Here is a 14,942-nt window from a genome sequence, read left to right as displayed (position 1 = left end):
CATGAGGCCCGGCTCTGCAGACAGCGCCGACCCGGCGCGGGAGAGGAGCGAAGCGCTACCGCCCCCGCAACCCGTCACTGCTGGGCCATATAACCCAAATGGTTCGCAATGTCAAGATGGCGTGCCAATATCACGCTACTCGTCACCCCGGACTTGTTCCGGGGTCCCGCTTCCTGCACGGAAAACAGCTGGATCCCGGAACAAGTCCGGGATGACGAACATCGGGGCGCAGGGCCGGGGGGGTAAAAGGCAAATCCTCTTGTCCCGCCAGCCCCCGGCTCACACCAACCAGGTGCCCGGATTGGGCATGGGCGCCTGTTTCTGCGCGTTCACCAGGCTCAGTACGCTGCGTATCACCACCAGCACCGCCACGGCGGGCAGCACCAGCAGGCCGATCAGCACGAAGATCAGCACGAAGCCGATCAACCCGCCGATCAGCCCGATCCAGAAAGTGCGGATGAGATATTCGTAATGGGAAACCTCCCAGGCGGCCTTGGGCTCTCCCTTCCAGACATAGGCCAGCACCACGCCCACCAGCGCGGTGACGCCGGTGATGAAGGATGCAAGGTAGAGCAGGCTGATAATGGTCGGCTGATTGAGATCGAAGCCGTTACTCGTCGGGGCCGGTGTTTCACTCATCGCGCACCTCCTGTTGCGGGGCGCAAGCTATCGCATTTCGCAGGTGGGAGGAAGCGGCAGGAACCCACGCGGCTTCCTGCCGTTGGACCATCAGGCAACAGGTAAATGGAGGATGGAACATGGAAGTCGTCACCATGGAAGACCGGCGCAAGGAACTGCGCAGCCTGCTTGAACAGATGGAAGCCCACCCGGAGCGGGACTGGAGCGAGGAAAAGCAGCGCGTGAACGTGCTGCGCGAAATGCTCCAGCGCGAAGAAAGGCTGCACTGAGAGGGGCTGACCGGGGCACGCCGGGAGAGGGCCTTCCGGCGATACCGAAGCGGACCGGATTGCCCGGGCATGAAAAGGGCATGAAAGGTGGCGCGCGGGCCAGCCGCAGGCTATCCTGTGCGCCGGATCGATTCAGAAGGAGACCTTCGCATGACCGAGCCCGCTTCCAGGCCCACCAACAAGCTGTTGCTGCTGATCGCCGCTCTGGTGGTCGTGATTGCCGCCATCTGGTTTCTCGTCGGCCGGCAGGAACCCGAAAAGACCGAGACGAAAGTGGATGCCACCGATCTGAGCGGGGGCGAATTGATCGTCACTGAACCGACTCCGGGCGAAGTTCCGGTAAGTGTGCCCGATACGCCGATGACCAATGTGCCGCCCAGCGGCTCGGGTTCTCCTGCACCCACTGGTAGCCCTTCCGCGCAATAAGGCCCCGCCGCTCGCATGGGGGATTCCTTAACTCCCCCCATGGCAGCAGGGCGGCATGTTCGGCCCGCGCCTCACCACTGTCTTCGCCAGCCGCTGGAAGGCGCTGTGGTGGGCGGGGGTCGTGCTTGTCACGGCCTATTGCAGCATTCCCGCCCCGGAAGACACGCCGGACCCGGCCGCCAGGCAGGCTGCGCAGCCCAGGCACGTCAATCCCTGGGCCAAGAAGACCGGGGCGCCCGCCGAGTGAAGACCCGGCCGCACAGGCTTCCCGCACAGGCTTCCCACCGGGGCAGGGAGGCGCTAAGGCCCCGCCAACTTTAGGTCTGGGACCTAGAAGGAGAGGCAAGGTTGTGGAGGCACGCGCAATGAGCGTCAGCGAAGACAAGACGATGCTCGCCAAGGCGGAAACGCTGATCGAGGCGCTGCCCTTTTTCCAGCGATATGCCGGGCGCACTTTCGTGGTGAAATATGGCGGCCACGCCATGGGCGATCCCGAAGCCGCGCGCGACTTTGCCGAGGATATCGTGCTGCTGAAGGCCGTGGGCATCAACCCGGTGGTGGTGCATGGCGGCGGCCCGCAGATCGGCGCCATGCTGAAGAAGCTGGGCGTGGAAAGCACCTTTGTCGACGGGCTGCGCGTGACCGACAAGGCGACCGCCGAAGTGGCCGAGATGGTCCTGTCCGGTGCGATCAACAAGGAACTGGTCGGCTGGATCGCCAATGCGGGCGGCAAGGCCATCGGCATTTCCGGCAAGGATGGCGGGCTGGTGAAGGCCACCAAGGTGAACCGCACCACCAAAGACCCGGAAAGCAATATCGAACAGGCGATCGACCTGGGCTTCGTGGGCGAACCGAGCGTGGTGGATACCACTCTGCTCGAAACCGTCAGCAAGGCCGGGATGATCCCGGTGATAGCCCCCATCGGCGCGGGCGAGGACGGGCATACCTATAATATCAACGCCGACACCATGGCGGGCGCCATCGCGGCTGCGCTGGGCGCGGCGCGGCTGTTCCTGCTGACCGACGTGCCGGGCGTGCTCGACAAGCAGAAGAACCTGCTGACCGATCTGACGCCCTCCGACATCGCCAAGCTGCAGGCCGACGGCACGATTTCCGGCGGGATGATCCCCAAGCTGGAAACCTGCGTCCATGCAGTGGAGGCAGGCTGCGAGGCGGCGGTCGTGCTGGATGGCCGCGTGCCCCATGCCATGCTGCTGGAATTCTTCACCTCGCGCGGTGCGGGCACACTGATCCGGGCGGATTGATGCGCGCGGCGGCTCTTTTGACGCGAAGCCTTGCAGGTGCCGTGCTGCTGGCGCTGGCCGCCTGCCAGCAGAGCGCCGAAACTCCCGCTGCGGAGCAAGCAAGCGAGAGCCTGGCGCCTTCGCCCGAGGGTTCGGCCAGTGCAACGCCTGCGGCTCTCGCCAGTTTCTCCGTTCTGGAGGAACGCGAAAATCCGGACCGGGTGCTGGCGTGGTTCTCGCAGCAGCTTGCTGACGGCAAGTGGGACGATGCCGCTCTGGCCTGGCGCAAGGGCTCGATGGACGGGGCGAAGCTCAAGGCGCTGATGGGCGATGCGCCCGGCCCGATCTTCGCCTTCGGCCACGGCGAAGTGGAAGGCGCGGCAGGCTCGCTCTATTACCAATTGCCCGTCACTCTGGTGGCCGATGGCGGCAAGGTGACGCGGCAGGGCACGCTGACCATGAAGCGCGTGAACGATGTTCCCGGCGCGGAAGACTGGCAGCTGGCCTGGCATATCGAAAGACTGGAATGGGCGCAGTGATGCGTATTATGCGGTTGATACACTTTGCCCGGCTCGGCTAGGTTCGCCGCCCGATTGACCGCCTGGAGGAATTCTTGATGGTAGCCCTGACGCTGCTGGAAATCGTGCTCTACCTGATGTCGATCGTCACGGTCATCGTGATCGTGCAATTCGTGCTCAGCCTGCTGATCTCGTTCAATGTCGTGAACATGCAGAACAATCTCGTCGCCTCGCTGTGGCGGGCGGTGAATGCCATTCTGGATCCGATGCTCAATCCGATCCGCCGGATCATGCCCGATACGGGGATGATCGACTTCTCGCCGATGGTGCTGCTGATCCTTCTGCGCATCCTCGCAATCGTTCTGTCCAATCTTGGGAGTTATGCATGAGTGCCGCATTGATCGACGGTAAGGCCTTCGCAGAAGGGCTGCGTCAGAAGATCGCCAAATTCGCCGGCGAATTCGAGGCGAAGGCAGGCCGCAAGGCGGGCCTCGCCGTGGTGCTGGTGGGTGAAGATCCGGCCAGCCAGGTCTATGTCCGGTCCAAGGGCAAGGCCACCCTGGCCGCGGGCATGAACAGCCTTGAATACAAGATGCCTGCCGATTCCACCGAAGAGGCCCTGATTGCCAAGGTGAAGGAACTGAACGCCGATCCCGCCGTGGACGGCATTCTGGTGCAGCTGCCCCTGCCCAAGGGGCTGGACGAGCAGGCCGTGATTTCCACCATCGATCCCGACAAGGATGTCGATGGCTTCCACATCATCAATGCGGGCCGTCTCTCGGTCGGCCAGAAGGGTTTCGTGCCCTGCACGCCGCTGGGCTGCCTGATGCTGCTGAAGGATCGCCTGGGCGATCTGTCGGGCAAGGATGCCGTGGTGATCGGCCGTTCCAACATCGTGGGCAAGCCGATGGCGCAGCTCCTCACCGATGCGAACGCCACTGTCACCATCGCCCACAGCCGCACCGCCAATCTGCCCGAAGTGGTGAAGCGCGCCGACATCGTGGTGGCCGCCGTGGGCCGCCCGGAAATGGTCAAGGGTGACTGGATCAAGCCCGGCGCCACCGTGATCGACGTGGGCATCAACCGCGTTGACGGTGAAGACGGCAAGACCAAGCTGGTGGGCGATGTCGATTTCGATTCCGCCCGCGAAGTGGCTGGCGCCATCACTCCGGTGCCCGGCGGCGTCGGCCCGATGACCATTGCCGTGCTGCTGCGCAACGCGCTCGTCTCCGCCTATCGCCGCGAGAATATCGCGCTGGACGAAGACGCACTGTGATGCGCCGCGCGCTCGCCCTCGTTTCGGTGCTGGCGCTGGCCGCCTGCACCGGCGCGGGCGGGCCGCGTGGACCGGGCGGGCGCGGCCCCATGCTGCGCCCCTCCGCCAATCCGGGTCAGGTCGTGGCCACCGAACTCGGCTTTGCCCGCACCGCGCGGGAAAAGGGGCAGCGGGCGGCTTTTGCCGAATATTCGGCCAAGGGGGCGCTGATCTTCACGCCCGGACCCGTTTCGGTGCAACGCTGGCTGAAAGAACAGAAGGGCGCGGAAGCGCAGCTTTCCTGGGCGCCCTATCAGATATGGTCCAGTTGCGACGGATCCGTCGCCGTGTCGAAAGGCGGCTGGACCCTGCCGGACGGGCAGGTCGGCTATTTCGTCACCGTGTGGCAGCGCCAGCAGGATGGCGCCTATAAATGGCTGATCGACTTCGGCGATACGCTGGCTCAGCCGCTGGTCGAACCCGATCTGGTGCAGACCGATGTGGCCGATTGCCCGCAGCGTTCGCCGGGTAGCCCCCGGCCTTCCGCAGTATCGCTTTCGCCGGTTGCGGCAGACGGCCTTTCCGGCAGCGCCACGGACGGCTCGCTGAGCTGGCAGGTGCAAGTCGCGCCCGATTTCGCCCGCACGATCCGCGTCTCGCTACGCCATGAAGCAGGCATGGAAGAGGTGCTGAGCAGCGCGGCGGCCGCGCCGGGAAGGGCGCAATGATCGAATTGTTCATCTCCGCCTTCATCACCCTGTTCGTGGTGATCGATCCGCCCGGCTGCGCGCCGATCTATGCCGGGCTTTCGGCAGAGGCACCGCCGCGCCAGCAGCGCAGCATGGCGGTAAAGGCAGTGCTGGTAGCCACGCTGATTCTGCTGGGCTTCGCTCTGTTCGGCAAGCAATTGCTCGCCGCGCTGCATATCGAACTCGATTCCTTCCGCATCGCGGGCGGGATCATGCTGTTCTTCATCGCGATCGACATGGTGTTCGAAAAACGCACCCAGCGGCGCGAGGAGCGGGCCGAGAAAATCCGCGCCCATAATTCCCAGACGCCCGAGATCGAGGATATTTCCGTCTTCCCCATGGCCATGCCGATGCTGGCGGGGCCCGGCGCCATTGCCACGGTGATGCTGGTGGTGGGTCAGGCGCATGGGGCGGAACAGACGCTGATAGTACTCGCCGCGCTGGCCGCTGTGATGATCCTGTCGCTCGGCGCCCTGCTGCTTGCCGCGCCGCTGATCCGGCTGGTGGGGGCCAGCGTGGAAGCGGCGATCACGCGCCTGCTGGGCGTGCTGCTGGCGGCATTGGCCGCGCAATATGTGATCGACGGCTTGCGCGGTTCCTTCGGAATCTAAAGATCCTCCCCAGTATGGGGAGGGGGAGGATCGGCAAACTATTGCAGCGTCACCCGGTCATCCATGCCGTCATGCCGGCCGAAGAATTGCATCAGCTGCACCAGCAATTCGCAGCGTATGCGGATGTCGGGCGCTTCCAGCAGGGCCTGCTTGGCCGCCGCGTCGAAGGGGGCGATCTGGCTCACGCCATTGATCAGGGCCGTGTCATCGAGGCGCGAGACCGAATCCCAGTCCACCGAATAGCCCTGCCGGTCCGCGAATTCGCGGGCCTCATGCTCGAAACTCGCCCGCTCGACGGAACTGAGCACTTCGTCCGTCTCTTCCAGCCATTCGGCTTCCACCTGGCGGAACGGCGTCTTCACATCCAGCTCGCGCAGCAGGCGGAAACGCGCTTCGCCTTCCAGCACGATGTTGAAGCGCCCGTCCTCCAGCGCCTCGACCTCGCCGATCTTGCCCACGCAGCCGATGGCGAACAAGGGCGCGCCTTCTGACGGGGCCTGCGGCTGGATCATGCCGATCCGCCGGTCCCGCGCCAGCGCATCGCTCACCAGCGCGCGATAGCGCGGCTCGAAGATGTGCAGCGGCAATTGCAGCCCCGGAAACAGGATCGCGCCCGAAAGGGGAAAGATCGAGAGGCGGCTGGCGGACATTATCGCCCAATCAGCCGAACAGCAGCAGCGAAAGCTTGCGGCGCGTGGCGGCAACCCACGGGTCTTCCAGGCCCACAGCCTCGAAGATCTGCAGCAGCTTGGCCTTGGCCGCGCCCTCGTTCCATTCCGGCTCCGCCCGAATCATGGAAAGCAACGCATCGGCGGCTTCATCGCGGCGGCCGGCGGCAAAGGCGGCCTGCGCATAGGCCAAGGCGGCATCCATATCGGCGGGATTGGCTTCGGCGGCGGCGCGCAGGGAAGCCAGCTCGCCATCGTCCTGCGGGGCATCGGCAGTGAGTTCCAGCATCTTGGCCGCCTGCGCCAGCGCGGGATCGCCCTTGATCTCGTCAGGCAGGGCATCGAAAGCGGCGCGCGCGCCGTCAATCTCGCCCAGTTCCATCAGCGCGCGAATCAGCCCGGCCTGCACCTGCACATTATCGGGCGCCATGTCGGCAAGCTGCGCGAATACGCCCAGCGCCCGCTCGGCATCGCCGCTGGCCAGCACGTCTTCGCCCATGGCGATCAACTGGGCGAGTTCATGCTCTGCCTCATTGCCCGGGCCCGCTTCGACCGGCAGCTTTTCCAGCAACTGGTCCAGCATCTGCCGCAGCTGGCTTTCGCTGCGCGCATTGGTGAGATCCGCCACCGGCTGGCCGCGGAACAGGGCATAGACGGTGGGGATGGACTGCACGCGGAATTGCGAGGCGATGAAGCCTTCCTCGTCCACATTCAGCTTGGCCAGCACCACGCCCTTGTCGGCATATTCGGCGGCTACTTTTTCCAGCACCGGCGCCAGCGCCTTGCAGGGGCCGCACCATTCGGCCCAGAAGTCGAGAATGACGAGTTTCGTCATCGAAGGTTCGACAACTTCGTTGCGGAACCGGTCGACCGCTTTCTGCTCTTCGAGATTGAGGCCCAGGCTTGCCAAAAGGGTACTCCCACTGATGCTATATATATAAGGCCCTAATGTGGACCTTCGGGCGAATTTGTGAAGGGGTAACGGCGATTGGGGCAGGGAAGTGAAATTCCCTTGGCGAAAGATGATTTTTCCCCTTGCAGGGTGTGGGGACCGATGCTAACCGCGCGCCTCCCCACCGACACATACGGGTCGGTAAAACGCCAGAGCGGGCGTAGCTCAGGGGTAGAGCACAACCTTGCCAAGGTTGGGGTCGAGGGTTCGAATCCCTTCGCCCGCTCCAAGCGGACCAGTGATTACAGGCACTTAGCCTGACTGAGCCCGCTCCAGCATCCATTGCTTCCTGCGCTCGGCGTTCAGCGCCCCAATTCCAACGGCGGCTATCGCATTTTCCGTCGAGAAGCGGGCTGTTCCGCCCCGACGTATAGCGGACATCTGGTGCAGCGAACTGCGATGAAGTAGTCGACTAGAATCGAACAGGACTACTGGGACGTACGCGAATGGGCGAGCACTCCGCCGTTGTTGCAGAAGGCATGAAGCGTGTTTGCAGCGCCTTCACGACCATCGTACACCCGCTCGGTTTCAAGAGAGGCAATGGTCGAGTGTGGGTTCGTCAACACGGCGAGACCGAGGAAAGAATCTACATTTCTCGGAGCGGGAATAGTTACGGCGCGCCCCGTACACCGAGCATCGATCTCCAACTCGGCCTCGCTTCGCGCCGAGGTATCGACGACCCCGTTCACCTTGACCACCACACGACGGGTAAACTGCGCCGCCCGACCGGCTACTGCTACCACCACCGCTTTAACGCCCAGACGGGCAGCACCTACGATCGCTGCCTCGAAGAACTCGCTCTGTTCACGAGTGAAGTCGCCGAGCCTTGGTTTGCTGAGCAACGGTAGCGGCGCCCTAAACTGACGCCTTCAGGAAGCGTGGTAACGCACAACTCCCTTCGCCCGCTCCAGTTTTTCAACAGCGTCGGAAAATGAAAAAGGCCCTCCGGGGCCTTTGGCTTTTGTGTCGGGTTCCGGAACCCGGCGCGGGCAGATTTTCATCCACCCGCGCCTGATCCTGTTTCGAGCTCGGTAGCCCCGGCTCAGCAGCCGTCGCCGCCTCCGCCGCCCAGCACGGCACCGGCCAGGCCGCCGAACAGGCCGCCGCTCTTCTTCGGCTTGCATTCCTTCTTCGGGTTCTGGCTTTGCTGGCTGCGCGGCGTATCTTCATCCTCGTCGCCGCCCATGCCCATCATGCCCATGTTCATGCCCTGCGCCTCCATCCAGCTGGTGGTGGAGCGGTGGCGGATGCGGGCGGTCCATTGCAGGTCCCAGCGGGCCTTCGCGTCGGCGGGGCGTGGGGGATAGGAGAAGTTCTCTTCCGGGCCGAAGGCGGTGAGCGTGCCCATGCGGAAATCCGTTGCGGCGGCGATCACTTCGGCGGGGACGAGGCAAGTGGTGGTCTGCGGGCTCATCACCGTCTTGTCCTTCACCAGCGGGGCGACCTGGCCGGGGGAGAGCCAGTCCGACAATCCGCCGCCGAACTGGCGGTTGGAACTGCTTGACCACATCACGATATCGCCGGTCTTGCCGCCCGGCCCCTGCTTCGATCCGAAGAGCGAGGCGAAATAGCCGGTGGCATCGGGCACGGCGCCCCAGCTGAGCAGCGAAGCGCCGCTGGCCTGCCCCGCCGTCTTGACCGAGAGCGGCTTCATGAAATCCTTGGTGAGTGTGAAGCCGATGTCCGGCGAATAATTGCCCGCCACCCGGTGCGCGCCCAGCAGCGAGCTATTGGCCTTCACATATTTGCCGTCTTCCGCGGGCCAGCGGCCGAAGGTCTTGCTGTTCTGCAGGTTCGGCCCCCAATCGGCGGGAACGGAGTTGGTCCACACGCCCGGCGGCACCTGCCCCCTTGCCAGCTTGGAAAAGTCGATGATCACCGGCTGCCCACTGGGCGCATGTTCACCGCAGCCCCAGAAGATCAGCATCCGGCCGCTCGGTTCCTCGCGCTGGTCGAATTGCGGAATCTCGTCCACGGGGCCGCGCTCCTCACGCGGGGTGGCCAGCGCCACCGATTTGCCCAGTTGCGCCCCGTCGGGCATGAAATGATCAGCCTTGGGCTTGCCATCGGCGGCGGTGCTGGAAGAACCCAGGCGCAGCAGCAATTCGTGCTGCACCTGCGATCCGCCGCGTCCGCCCATCATCATGGACATCATGCCGCCCATGCCTCCGCCCATGCCGAAGCCGGAAGTGGTGCCGGCGCGCATGTCATACCGGGCGACGGGCCCGCTATCGGGTGCGCGCTGGGCAAAGGTGGGAATGGCAATGGCAGTGGCTGTGCCCAGCAGGGCCAGCGCGATCAGGCGATGCGAGTTCATTGTTCCGAGTCCTCAATCCCGCGGAGAAAGAAATTATACCAGTATTTCTCGGTTTGCGATTGTCGGTTTGCGTCTTGTCCTCCGCTTCCCGACAGCATCGGTCCCCGTTATTAGGCAGATAACGGAGACGATGCGCGCCAGCATTGGTGACGCCAAAATAGAAGCTTGTTTTTGTGGAGATAAGGGATGGGTATTCTGGAAGGCCAGGTTGCGCTGGTCAGCGGGGCAGGGCGCGGTTTCGGGCGGGCGATTGCCGAAAGACTTGCGCAGGAAGGCGCGCGGGTTGCCCTGCTTTCCCGCTCCGGCGCGCAACTGGAGGAAGTCGCGGCAGAGATTCGCAGGCGCGGCGGCGCGGCTTTGAGCGTGGAATGCGACGTGACCGACCGGGCGTCGATCGAGGCGGCGGTGAAGGCGGCGCAAGAGGGGCTCGGCCCGATCGACCTGCTGGTCAATAATGCCGGCATTCCCGGCCCCTTCGGCCCGATCTGGGAAGTGGACCCGGAGGAATGGTGGCGTGCCCAGGCCATCCATATCCGTGCGCCGATGCTGTTCATGCACGCAGTGCTGCCCGGCATGGTGGCGCGCGGGCGGGGCAGAATGGTCTGCGTTTCGGCCATCGCCAGCCGCATGGTGGCGCCCAATCTTTCGGCCTATTGCACCGGCAAGATCGCGCAGAACCGCCTCGTGGCGGAAGCGGCGGCGGAACTGGCGGGCACGGGCGTGGCAGTGTTCGCGATCGATCCCGGCTTCGTGTTCACTCAGCTGGCGCGCGACACGATGGAAAGCCCGGAAGCGCAGAAATATCTGGGCGGCATGGTGGAGCGGCTGCGCGCCGCTTCCGGCGATCCGACGGCGCAGGCCGATCTGGCCCGTTGCGCCCAGCGCGTGCTCGATCTCGCATCCGGCCGCTACGATGCGCTTTCCGGCAATTACTACGAACTGCCGGACGATCTGGATATGGCGCTGGCCGCGAAAAAGACGGAAGCTGCGGAGGGGGCGGCATAACGGTTCGTCGCTGCTGAGGGGCATTCCGACGACAAACTTCAACGGGCCAGAACAAACCGATTGCATTTTTGCCGCAAGTGCGAAGAGACGTTATAACATTCAGACTCGCAGCTTGCAGGATTGTCCATTTCCATGAAAACCCGTTCCGCATCGCTTCTGGCGGCCGCTTCCCTGTTGGTGCCCTATCAGGCTTCCTTCGCGGCCGAGCCGGACCAGCCCATTGTGCAAGCCGCTGCGCAGGACGCCGCTCAGAACAGGGCCAATGGCGCGGGGGATGCGGCTGCTACCTCTGCCGAGGCAGTGCAGCCCGCTGCGTCTGGCCGGCCGGGAGACGATTATCACGGCGAAATCCTGGTCACGGCTCCCGGCCTTGCCCGGCTGGACATGCTGGCGGGCACATCGGTGATGAGCGGCACTGAATTGCAGCGCAATCTGGGCGCGGGCACTCTGGGCGATGTGCTGGCGCGTGTGCCGGGCGTTTCCTCCACCAGCTTCGCGCCCGGCGTGTCCCGCCCGGTGCTGCGCGGCTTCACCGGTGAACGGGTGCGCGTGCTGAATGACGGGATCGGATCGATCGACGCGGCCAGCACTTCGGCTGACCATGCCGTGACTATCGATCCGCTGCTGACCGACCGGATCGAGGTGCTGCGCGGGCCGGCCGTGCTGCTCTATGGTAGCCAGGCGATCGGCGGCGCGGTCAATGTGATCGGCAAGCGCATTCCGCCGCGCGTGCCGGATGAAGCCGTGCATATCGATGCGCTGGCCGCAGCGGATACGGCGGCGGACCGGCGCGAGATCGGCAGTTCGGTGGACGTGCCCTTGGCCAGCAATGTGGCGTTCCATATCGACGGATCATGGCGCAAGTCCGGGGATGTGCAGGTTCCCGGCTATGTCGCGTCCAAGGTGCTGCGCGCCGAAATGCTCGCCGCCGCCGATGAGGAGCAGGAGGAAGGCCATCTGGACGAGGCTGCCGAACTGCGCGACGGTGCCAATACGCGCGGCAGGATTCCCAACAGCCAGACCGAGACGACGAGCCTCGGCACCGGCATCGCCTTCTTCTCGGGCGAGAGCAATTTTGGCGTATCCTTCGGCTATTTCGACACCAGTTACGGTATCCCCGGCCTGCCCGGCGTGGGCCATGTGCACGAACATGAAGAGGGCGGCGAGGAAGAAGGCGGGCATGAGGAAGAAGGCCCGGTCACCATCGGCATGAAGCAATATCGCGTAGATCTGCGCGGCGTGCTCGATCTGGGCGATGGCTTCTTTGACAAGGTGCAGACCCGCTGGGGCTGGTCCGATTATACGCACACCGAATTTGAAGGGGGCGCCACAGGGACGCGGTTCGATGTGAGCGGCATCGAAGGGCGGCTGGAACTGGTCCAGTCGCAGCGCGGCGGCTGGGGCGGCTCGCTGGGGGCGCAATATTCGCACCAGGATTTCAACGCTATCGGTGAAGAAGCCTTCGTTCCGCCCAGTACGACCGATTCCTTCGCTCTGTTCACCACGCAGGAACTGGATCTCGCACCGTTCGAGCTGGAAGCGGGCGGCCGGTATGAACGGACCGACATCGATGTGGCTTCGCTGAACGAGGCGCGCAGCTTCGATAGTTTCTCGGGCGCGCTGGGCCTGTCATACAATGTCACGCCGGGCCTGCGGATCGGCATCAACGGATCGCGCGCCGAACGCGCTCCTTCGGTGCAGGAACTCTTCGCCGATGGGCCGCATGTGGCCACCCAGCAGTATGAAGTGGGCAATCTCGATCTGACCAAGGAAGGCGCCTGGGGGCTGGAGGGCTATTTGCGTGGCAATCTGGGCGATGCCACGGTGAGCTTCAGCGTCTATCACAACTGGTTCGACGGCTTCATCTTCCTGTCCGAGACCGGCACCGAGGAAGACGGGCTGCCCATCTATGAATTCCTTCAGCAGGATGCCAGGCATTTCGGCCTGGAAGGCGAGATCAGCGCGCCGCTCTATCAGACCGACGGCTTCAAGCTTCTGGCCGATCTGCGTGGCGATTATGTGCGGGCCACTCTGGCCGATGGCTCGCCCGTGCCGCGCATTCCCCCGCTCAGCCTCACCGGCGCGCTGGAGGCGCATATCGGCGATTTCGATGCGCGGGCGGAAGTCGAATGGTATGACAAGCAGGACCGCCTCGCCCCGCTCGAAACCCCGACCGGCAGCTTTGCCTTCACTAACCTGTCCTTCGCCTGGCACCCGCTGACCGGCACGGACAACCTGACCTTCATGCTGCAGGCGGACAATATCTTCGATGTGGAAGGCCGCCGCCATGCCAGCTTCACGAAGGACTTCGTGCCGCTGACCGGCCGGAACTTCCGCCTGAGCGTGAAGGCGAGTTTCTAGGCCGTCGTCATTGCGAGGAGGCAAAGCCGACGCGGCAATCCAGAGCCCAACGTGTGAAGCCCTGGATCGCCGCGCGACCTGCGGTCGCTCGCAATGACGAAAGGCGACGAATCGCGGAAAAGGCTCGGTCGCAGACCGCTACCAACACCCGCTCAGGATGGGTGGACATTGTTGAGTGGGGAGAGGGTTTTGGGGCGTAGCCTCAAAGCCTCGGCAGTGTGACCCCGCGCTGGCCCATATATTTGCCCGAGCGGTCGGCATAGCTCTGCTCGCAGGCCTCGTTGCCCTGCAGGAACAGGAACTGGCAGGCGCCTTCATTGGCATAGATCTTGGCTGGCAGCGGCGTGGTGTTGGAAAATTCCAGCGTCACATGGCCTTCCCATTCCGGTTCCAGCGGAGTGACGTTCACAATGATGCCGCAGCGGGCATAGGTGCTCTTGCCCAGGCAGATCACCAGCACGTCGCGCGGGATGCGGAAATATTCCACCGTGCGCGCCAGTACGAAACTGTTGGGCGGGATCACGCAGACATCGGTCTTCACGTCCACGAAGCTGTTGGAATCGAAGTTCTTGGGATCGACCACCGCGCTGTGGACATTGGTGAAGATCTTGAACTCGTCGGACACGCGCGCGTCATAGCCATAGGAGGACAGGCCGTAGCTGATGCAGCCATCATTCTGCTGGCGCTCCACGAAGGGCTCGATCATGCCGCTATGGCGGGCTTCTTTCCGGATCCACCGGTCGCTGAGAATCGACATGGGATGGTGATTCACCAACTGCGGGGCCGGGGCAAGTCCTGCTTGCTCAAACCCCGTGGAAGGTAGTCAATCGCTCAGGAATTCATAGCGGAACGCATCCCCGTCGCGCTTCACCTGCCCGGCGGAGGAACGGCGGAAATGGGCCGGAAAGCAGATCGTATCCGTATCGGCCACGTGTTCCATCACGGCCTTGCGGGTGCGGCTGGCGGCCGGCGCATCCGTGTCGAAGGCGAAGGGCAGATCGTGCCGGATGAGCTGGACAGGGTGGTGGATCACGTCTCCCCAGAAAATGCCCGGTGCGCCGCCATGCTGGGCATGGACGGTGCAGCATCCCGGCGAATGGCCATAGGCGGGCTCCAGCCATACGCCATTGCCGATCTCGCGGTGGATCGCGATATCTGCGTCCACGATCTCGCCCTGGCCAGCTTCCATCACCGGGACGATTGAATCGAGGAATGCCTCGTTATGCAGGGCTTCCCCTTCCGGATTGTCGCGGAAATATTCGAAATCCCGGCGGCTGAAGAGATAGCGCGCCTGGGGAAAGGTGGGCACCCATCGGCCGTTCTCCAGCCGGGTGTTCCAGCCGATATGATCGAAATGGAGATGCGTACACATCACCAGATCGATATCCTCCGGCGCGAAACCCGCGGCGCGCAGGTTCTCCAGATAGCGCGTATCGAGCTGGTGAACCTCGGGCAGGGCACGGTTCTTGTGATTTCCGCAGCAGGTATCGATCAGGATGGTCAGCCCATCCACCTCGATCACCCAGCTATGGACGGAAAAGGTCATCAGCGCGGATTCGGGATCGGCCGTGATCTCGTCGGGCTGGTCATACCAGCGCATCAGGCGCCGCAAATCCTCGCTGGTGGTCCCCGGAAGCTGACTCAGCAGCGGTACAGGGCTGTCCATCTCATGAACCTTGTGAACCGTGATCTTGCCTAGTTTGATAGGCGCCATGGCTGGCCGCTCCCGTTTTTCTCGTCGGGGCCACCCTATTGGACACGCGGCGAAGCGGCTTGGGCGCCAGAGAAGGCATGAGGCAGACGGGTGCATAAACCTGTGGACAATATTTGCTGCATGAGCGAGATTGAATGCTGCGTCGCAGCATGACCTGATATGCTCACTGTAACGGGCGTGATCATTCCGCGGGAAACGGTACTTTCGCTTTTTT

The 14,942-nt window shown here is 63.8% G+C and carries 18 protein-coding genes and 1 tRNA gene; 13 read left to right on the top strand and 6 right to left on the bottom strand.

The features are described 5' to 3' along the window. Positions 1 to 279 precede the first annotated feature (279 nt). The gene (locus H0274_RS14985) at positions 280 to 639 is read right to left on the bottom strand and encodes a DUF4870 family protein (RefSeq protein WP_226796392.1); all 360 of its coding nucleotides are present in this window, start codon (positions 637 to 639) and stop codon (positions 280 to 282) included. 119 nt (positions 640 to 758) lie between these two features. Between H0274_RS14985 and H0274_RS14980 the strand changes: the two genes are divergently transcribed. The 9 genes from H0274_RS14980 (at position 759) to H0274_RS14940 (ending at position 5,711) form a co-directional block, all read left to right on the top strand. Next, the gene (locus H0274_RS14980; protein ID WP_226796391.1) at positions 759 to 908 is read left to right on the top strand and encodes a hypothetical protein; all 150 of its coding nucleotides are present in this window, start codon (positions 759 to 761) and stop codon (positions 906 to 908) included. Between the two features lie 150 nt (positions 909 to 1,058). Then, entirely contained in the window at positions 1,059 to 1,334 is a 276-nt protein-coding gene (locus H0274_RS14975) for a hypothetical protein (RefSeq protein WP_226796390.1), read from the top strand. A gap of 55 nt (positions 1,335 to 1,389) precedes the next feature. After that, positions 1,390 to 1,581 carry a hypothetical protein gene (locus H0274_RS14970; RefSeq protein ID WP_226796389.1) on the top strand — a complete coding sequence of 64 codons (192 nt, stop codon included), beginning with the start codon at positions 1,390 to 1,392 and terminating at the stop codon, positions 1,579 to 1,581. Between the two features lie 118 nt (positions 1,582 to 1,699). After that, positions 1,700 to 2,599, top strand: coding sequence for an acetylglutamate kinase (gene argB / locus H0274_RS14965; RefSeq protein WP_226796388.1), 900 nt, complete (start codon positions 1,700 to 1,702; stop codon positions 2,597 to 2,599). Positions 2,600 to 2,616: 17 nt separating this feature from the next. Beyond that, complete coding sequence (locus H0274_RS14960; protein ID WP_226796387.1) at positions 2,617 to 3,117, top strand: hypothetical protein; 501 nt, start codon at positions 2,617 to 2,619, stop codon at positions 3,115 to 3,117. Between the two features lie 77 nt (positions 3,118 to 3,194). Beyond that, on the top strand, positions 3,195 to 3,485 hold the full coding sequence (locus H0274_RS14955; RefSeq protein ID WP_226796386.1) for a YggT family protein: 291 nt from the start codon (positions 3,195 to 3,197) through the stop codon (positions 3,483 to 3,485). Then, a complete protein-coding gene (gene folD / locus H0274_RS14950; protein WP_226796385.1) occupies positions 3,482 to 4,372 on the top strand; it encodes a bifunctional methylenetetrahydrofolate dehydrogenase/methenyltetrahydrofolate cyclohydrolase FolD in 891 nt (296 codons plus the stop codon). The genes H0274_RS14955 and folD overlap by 4 nt, the downstream gene beginning before the upstream one ends. Next, a complete protein-coding gene (locus tag H0274_RS14945) occupies positions 4,372 to 5,079 on the top strand; it encodes a hypothetical protein (RefSeq protein WP_226796384.1) in 708 nt (235 codons plus the stop codon). Before folD ends, H0274_RS14945 begins: the two co-directional genes overlap by 1 nt. Further along, positions 5,076 to 5,711, top strand: coding sequence for a MarC family protein (locus H0274_RS14940; RefSeq protein WP_226796383.1), 636 nt, complete (start codon positions 5,076 to 5,078; stop codon positions 5,709 to 5,711). The genes H0274_RS14945 and H0274_RS14940 overlap by 4 nt, the downstream gene beginning before the upstream one ends. A 38-nt stretch (positions 5,712 to 5,749) precedes the next feature. On the opposite strand, the gene H0274_RS14935 is transcribed toward H0274_RS14940, so the two are convergent. Both H0274_RS14935 and H0274_RS14930 read right to left on the bottom strand, forming a co-directional pair. Further along, positions 5,750 to 6,361, bottom strand: coding sequence for an LON peptidase substrate-binding domain-containing protein (locus H0274_RS14935; protein WP_226796382.1), 612 nt, complete (start codon positions 6,359 to 6,361; stop codon positions 5,750 to 5,752). 10 nt (positions 6,362 to 6,371) lie between these two features. Further along, positions 6,372 to 7,280: a tetratricopeptide repeat protein gene (locus tag H0274_RS14930; protein ID WP_413463488.1), complete on the bottom strand. Its 909-nt coding sequence runs from the start codon at positions 7,278 to 7,280 to the stop codon at positions 6,372 to 6,374. Between the two features lie 205 nt (positions 7,281 to 7,485). On the opposite strand from H0274_RS14930, the gene H0274_RS14925 reads away from it, so the two are divergent. Both H0274_RS14925 and H0274_RS14920 read left to right on the top strand, forming a co-directional pair. Beyond that, a tRNA-Gly gene (locus tag H0274_RS14925) sits at positions 7,486 to 7,560 on the top strand. Between the two features lie 217 nt (positions 7,561 to 7,777). Continuing rightward, positions 7,778 to 8,179 carry a hypothetical protein gene (locus H0274_RS14920; protein WP_226796380.1) on the top strand — a complete coding sequence of 134 codons (402 nt, stop codon included), beginning with the start codon at positions 7,778 to 7,780 and terminating at the stop codon, positions 8,177 to 8,179. 194 nt (positions 8,180 to 8,373) lie between these two features. Here H0274_RS14920 and H0274_RS14915 read toward each other — a convergent pair whose 3' ends face one another. Further along, the gene (locus H0274_RS14915) at positions 8,374 to 9,648 is read right to left on the bottom strand and encodes a hypothetical protein (protein WP_226796379.1); all 1,275 of its coding nucleotides are present in this window, start codon (positions 9,646 to 9,648) and stop codon (positions 8,374 to 8,376) included. Between the two features lie 186 nt (positions 9,649 to 9,834). Here H0274_RS14915 and H0274_RS14910 point away from each other — a divergent pair, with 186 nt between their 5' ends. After that, on the top strand, positions 9,835 to 10,653 hold the full coding sequence (locus H0274_RS14910) for an SDR family NAD(P)-dependent oxidoreductase (RefSeq protein WP_226796378.1): 819 nt from the start codon (positions 9,835 to 9,837) through the stop codon (positions 10,651 to 10,653). 132 nt (positions 10,654 to 10,785) lie between these two features. Further along, on the top strand, positions 10,786 to 13,014 hold the full coding sequence (locus tag H0274_RS14905) for a TonB-dependent receptor domain-containing protein (protein WP_226796377.1): 2,229 nt from the start codon (positions 10,786 to 10,788) through the stop codon (positions 13,012 to 13,014). A 202-nt stretch (positions 13,015 to 13,216) separates the two neighbouring features. Here H0274_RS14905 and dcd read toward each other — a convergent pair whose 3' ends face one another. Together dcd and H0274_RS14895 are read right to left on the bottom strand one after the other, a co-directional pair. Next, positions 13,217 to 13,771, bottom strand: coding sequence for a dCTP deaminase (gene dcd, locus H0274_RS14900; protein ID WP_226796376.1), 555 nt, complete (start codon positions 13,769 to 13,771; stop codon positions 13,217 to 13,219). A gap of 66 nt (positions 13,772 to 13,837) precedes the next feature. Further along, positions 13,838 to 14,728 carry an MBL fold metallo-hydrolase gene (locus H0274_RS14895; protein WP_226796375.1) on the bottom strand — a complete coding sequence of 297 codons (891 nt, stop codon included), beginning with the start codon at positions 14,726 to 14,728 and terminating at the stop codon, positions 13,838 to 13,840. Between the last annotated feature and the right edge of the window lie 214 nt (positions 14,729 to 14,942).

The sequence above is a fragment of the Fulverythrobacter ferritrahens genome, assembly GCF_020539485.1.
GTDB lineage: Bacteria > Pseudomonadota > Alphaproteobacteria > Sphingomonadales > Sphingomonadaceae > Andeanibacterium > Andeanibacterium ferritrahens.
This window is presented reverse-complemented; position numbering and strand designations above follow the sequence as displayed.

Coding starts and splice junctions, on each gene's coding strand:
- H0274_RS14985 (WP_226796392.1), bottom strand. CDS start 639: ATGAGTGAAACACCGGCCCCGACGAGTAACGGCTTCGATCTCAATCAG.
- H0274_RS14980 (WP_226796391.1), top strand. CDS start 759: ATGGAAGTCGTCACCATGGAAGACCGGCGCAAGGAACTGCGCAGCCTG.
- H0274_RS14975 (WP_226796390.1), top strand. CDS start 1,059: ATGACCGAGCCCGCTTCCAGGCCCACCAACAAGCTGTTGCTGCTGATC.
- H0274_RS14970 (WP_226796389.1), top strand. CDS start 1,390: ATGTTCGGCCCGCGCCTCACCACTGTCTTCGCCAGCCGCTGGAAGGCG.
- argB (WP_226796388.1), top strand. CDS start 1,700: ATGAGCGTCAGCGAAGACAAGACGATGCTCGCCAAGGCGGAAACGCTG.
- H0274_RS14955 (WP_226796386.1), top strand. CDS start 3,195: ATGGTAGCCCTGACGCTGCTGGAAATCGTGCTCTACCTGATGTCGATC.
- folD (WP_226796385.1), top strand. CDS start 3,482: ATGAGTGCCGCATTGATCGACGGTAAGGCCTTCGCAGAAGGGCTGCGT.
- H0274_RS14945 (WP_226796384.1), top strand. CDS start 4,372: ATGCGCCGCGCGCTCGCCCTCGTTTCGGTGCTGGCGCTGGCCGCCTGC.
- H0274_RS14940 (WP_226796383.1), top strand. CDS start 5,076: ATGATCGAATTGTTCATCTCCGCCTTCATCACCCTGTTCGTGGTGATC.
- H0274_RS14935 (WP_226796382.1), bottom strand. CDS start 6,361: ATGTCCGCCAGCCGCCTCTCGATCTTTCCCCTTTCGGGCGCGATCCTG.
- H0274_RS14920 (WP_226796380.1), top strand. CDS start 7,778: ATGGGCGAGCACTCCGCCGTTGTTGCAGAAGGCATGAAGCGTGTTTGC.
- H0274_RS14915 (WP_226796379.1), bottom strand. CDS start 9,648: ATGAACTCGCATCGCCTGATCGCGCTGGCCCTGCTGGGCACAGCCACT.
- H0274_RS14910 (WP_226796378.1), top strand. CDS start 9,835: ATGGGTATTCTGGAAGGCCAGGTTGCGCTGGTCAGCGGGGCAGGGCGC.
- H0274_RS14905 (WP_226796377.1), top strand. CDS start 10,786: ATGAAAACCCGTTCCGCATCGCTTCTGGCGGCCGCTTCCCTGTTGGTG.
- dcd (WP_226796376.1), bottom strand. CDS start 13,771: ATGTCGATTCTCAGCGACCGGTGGATCCGGAAAGAAGCCCGCCATAGC.
- H0274_RS14895 (WP_226796375.1), bottom strand. CDS start 14,728: ATGGCGCCTATCAAACTAGGCAAGATCACGGTTCACAAGGTTCATGAG.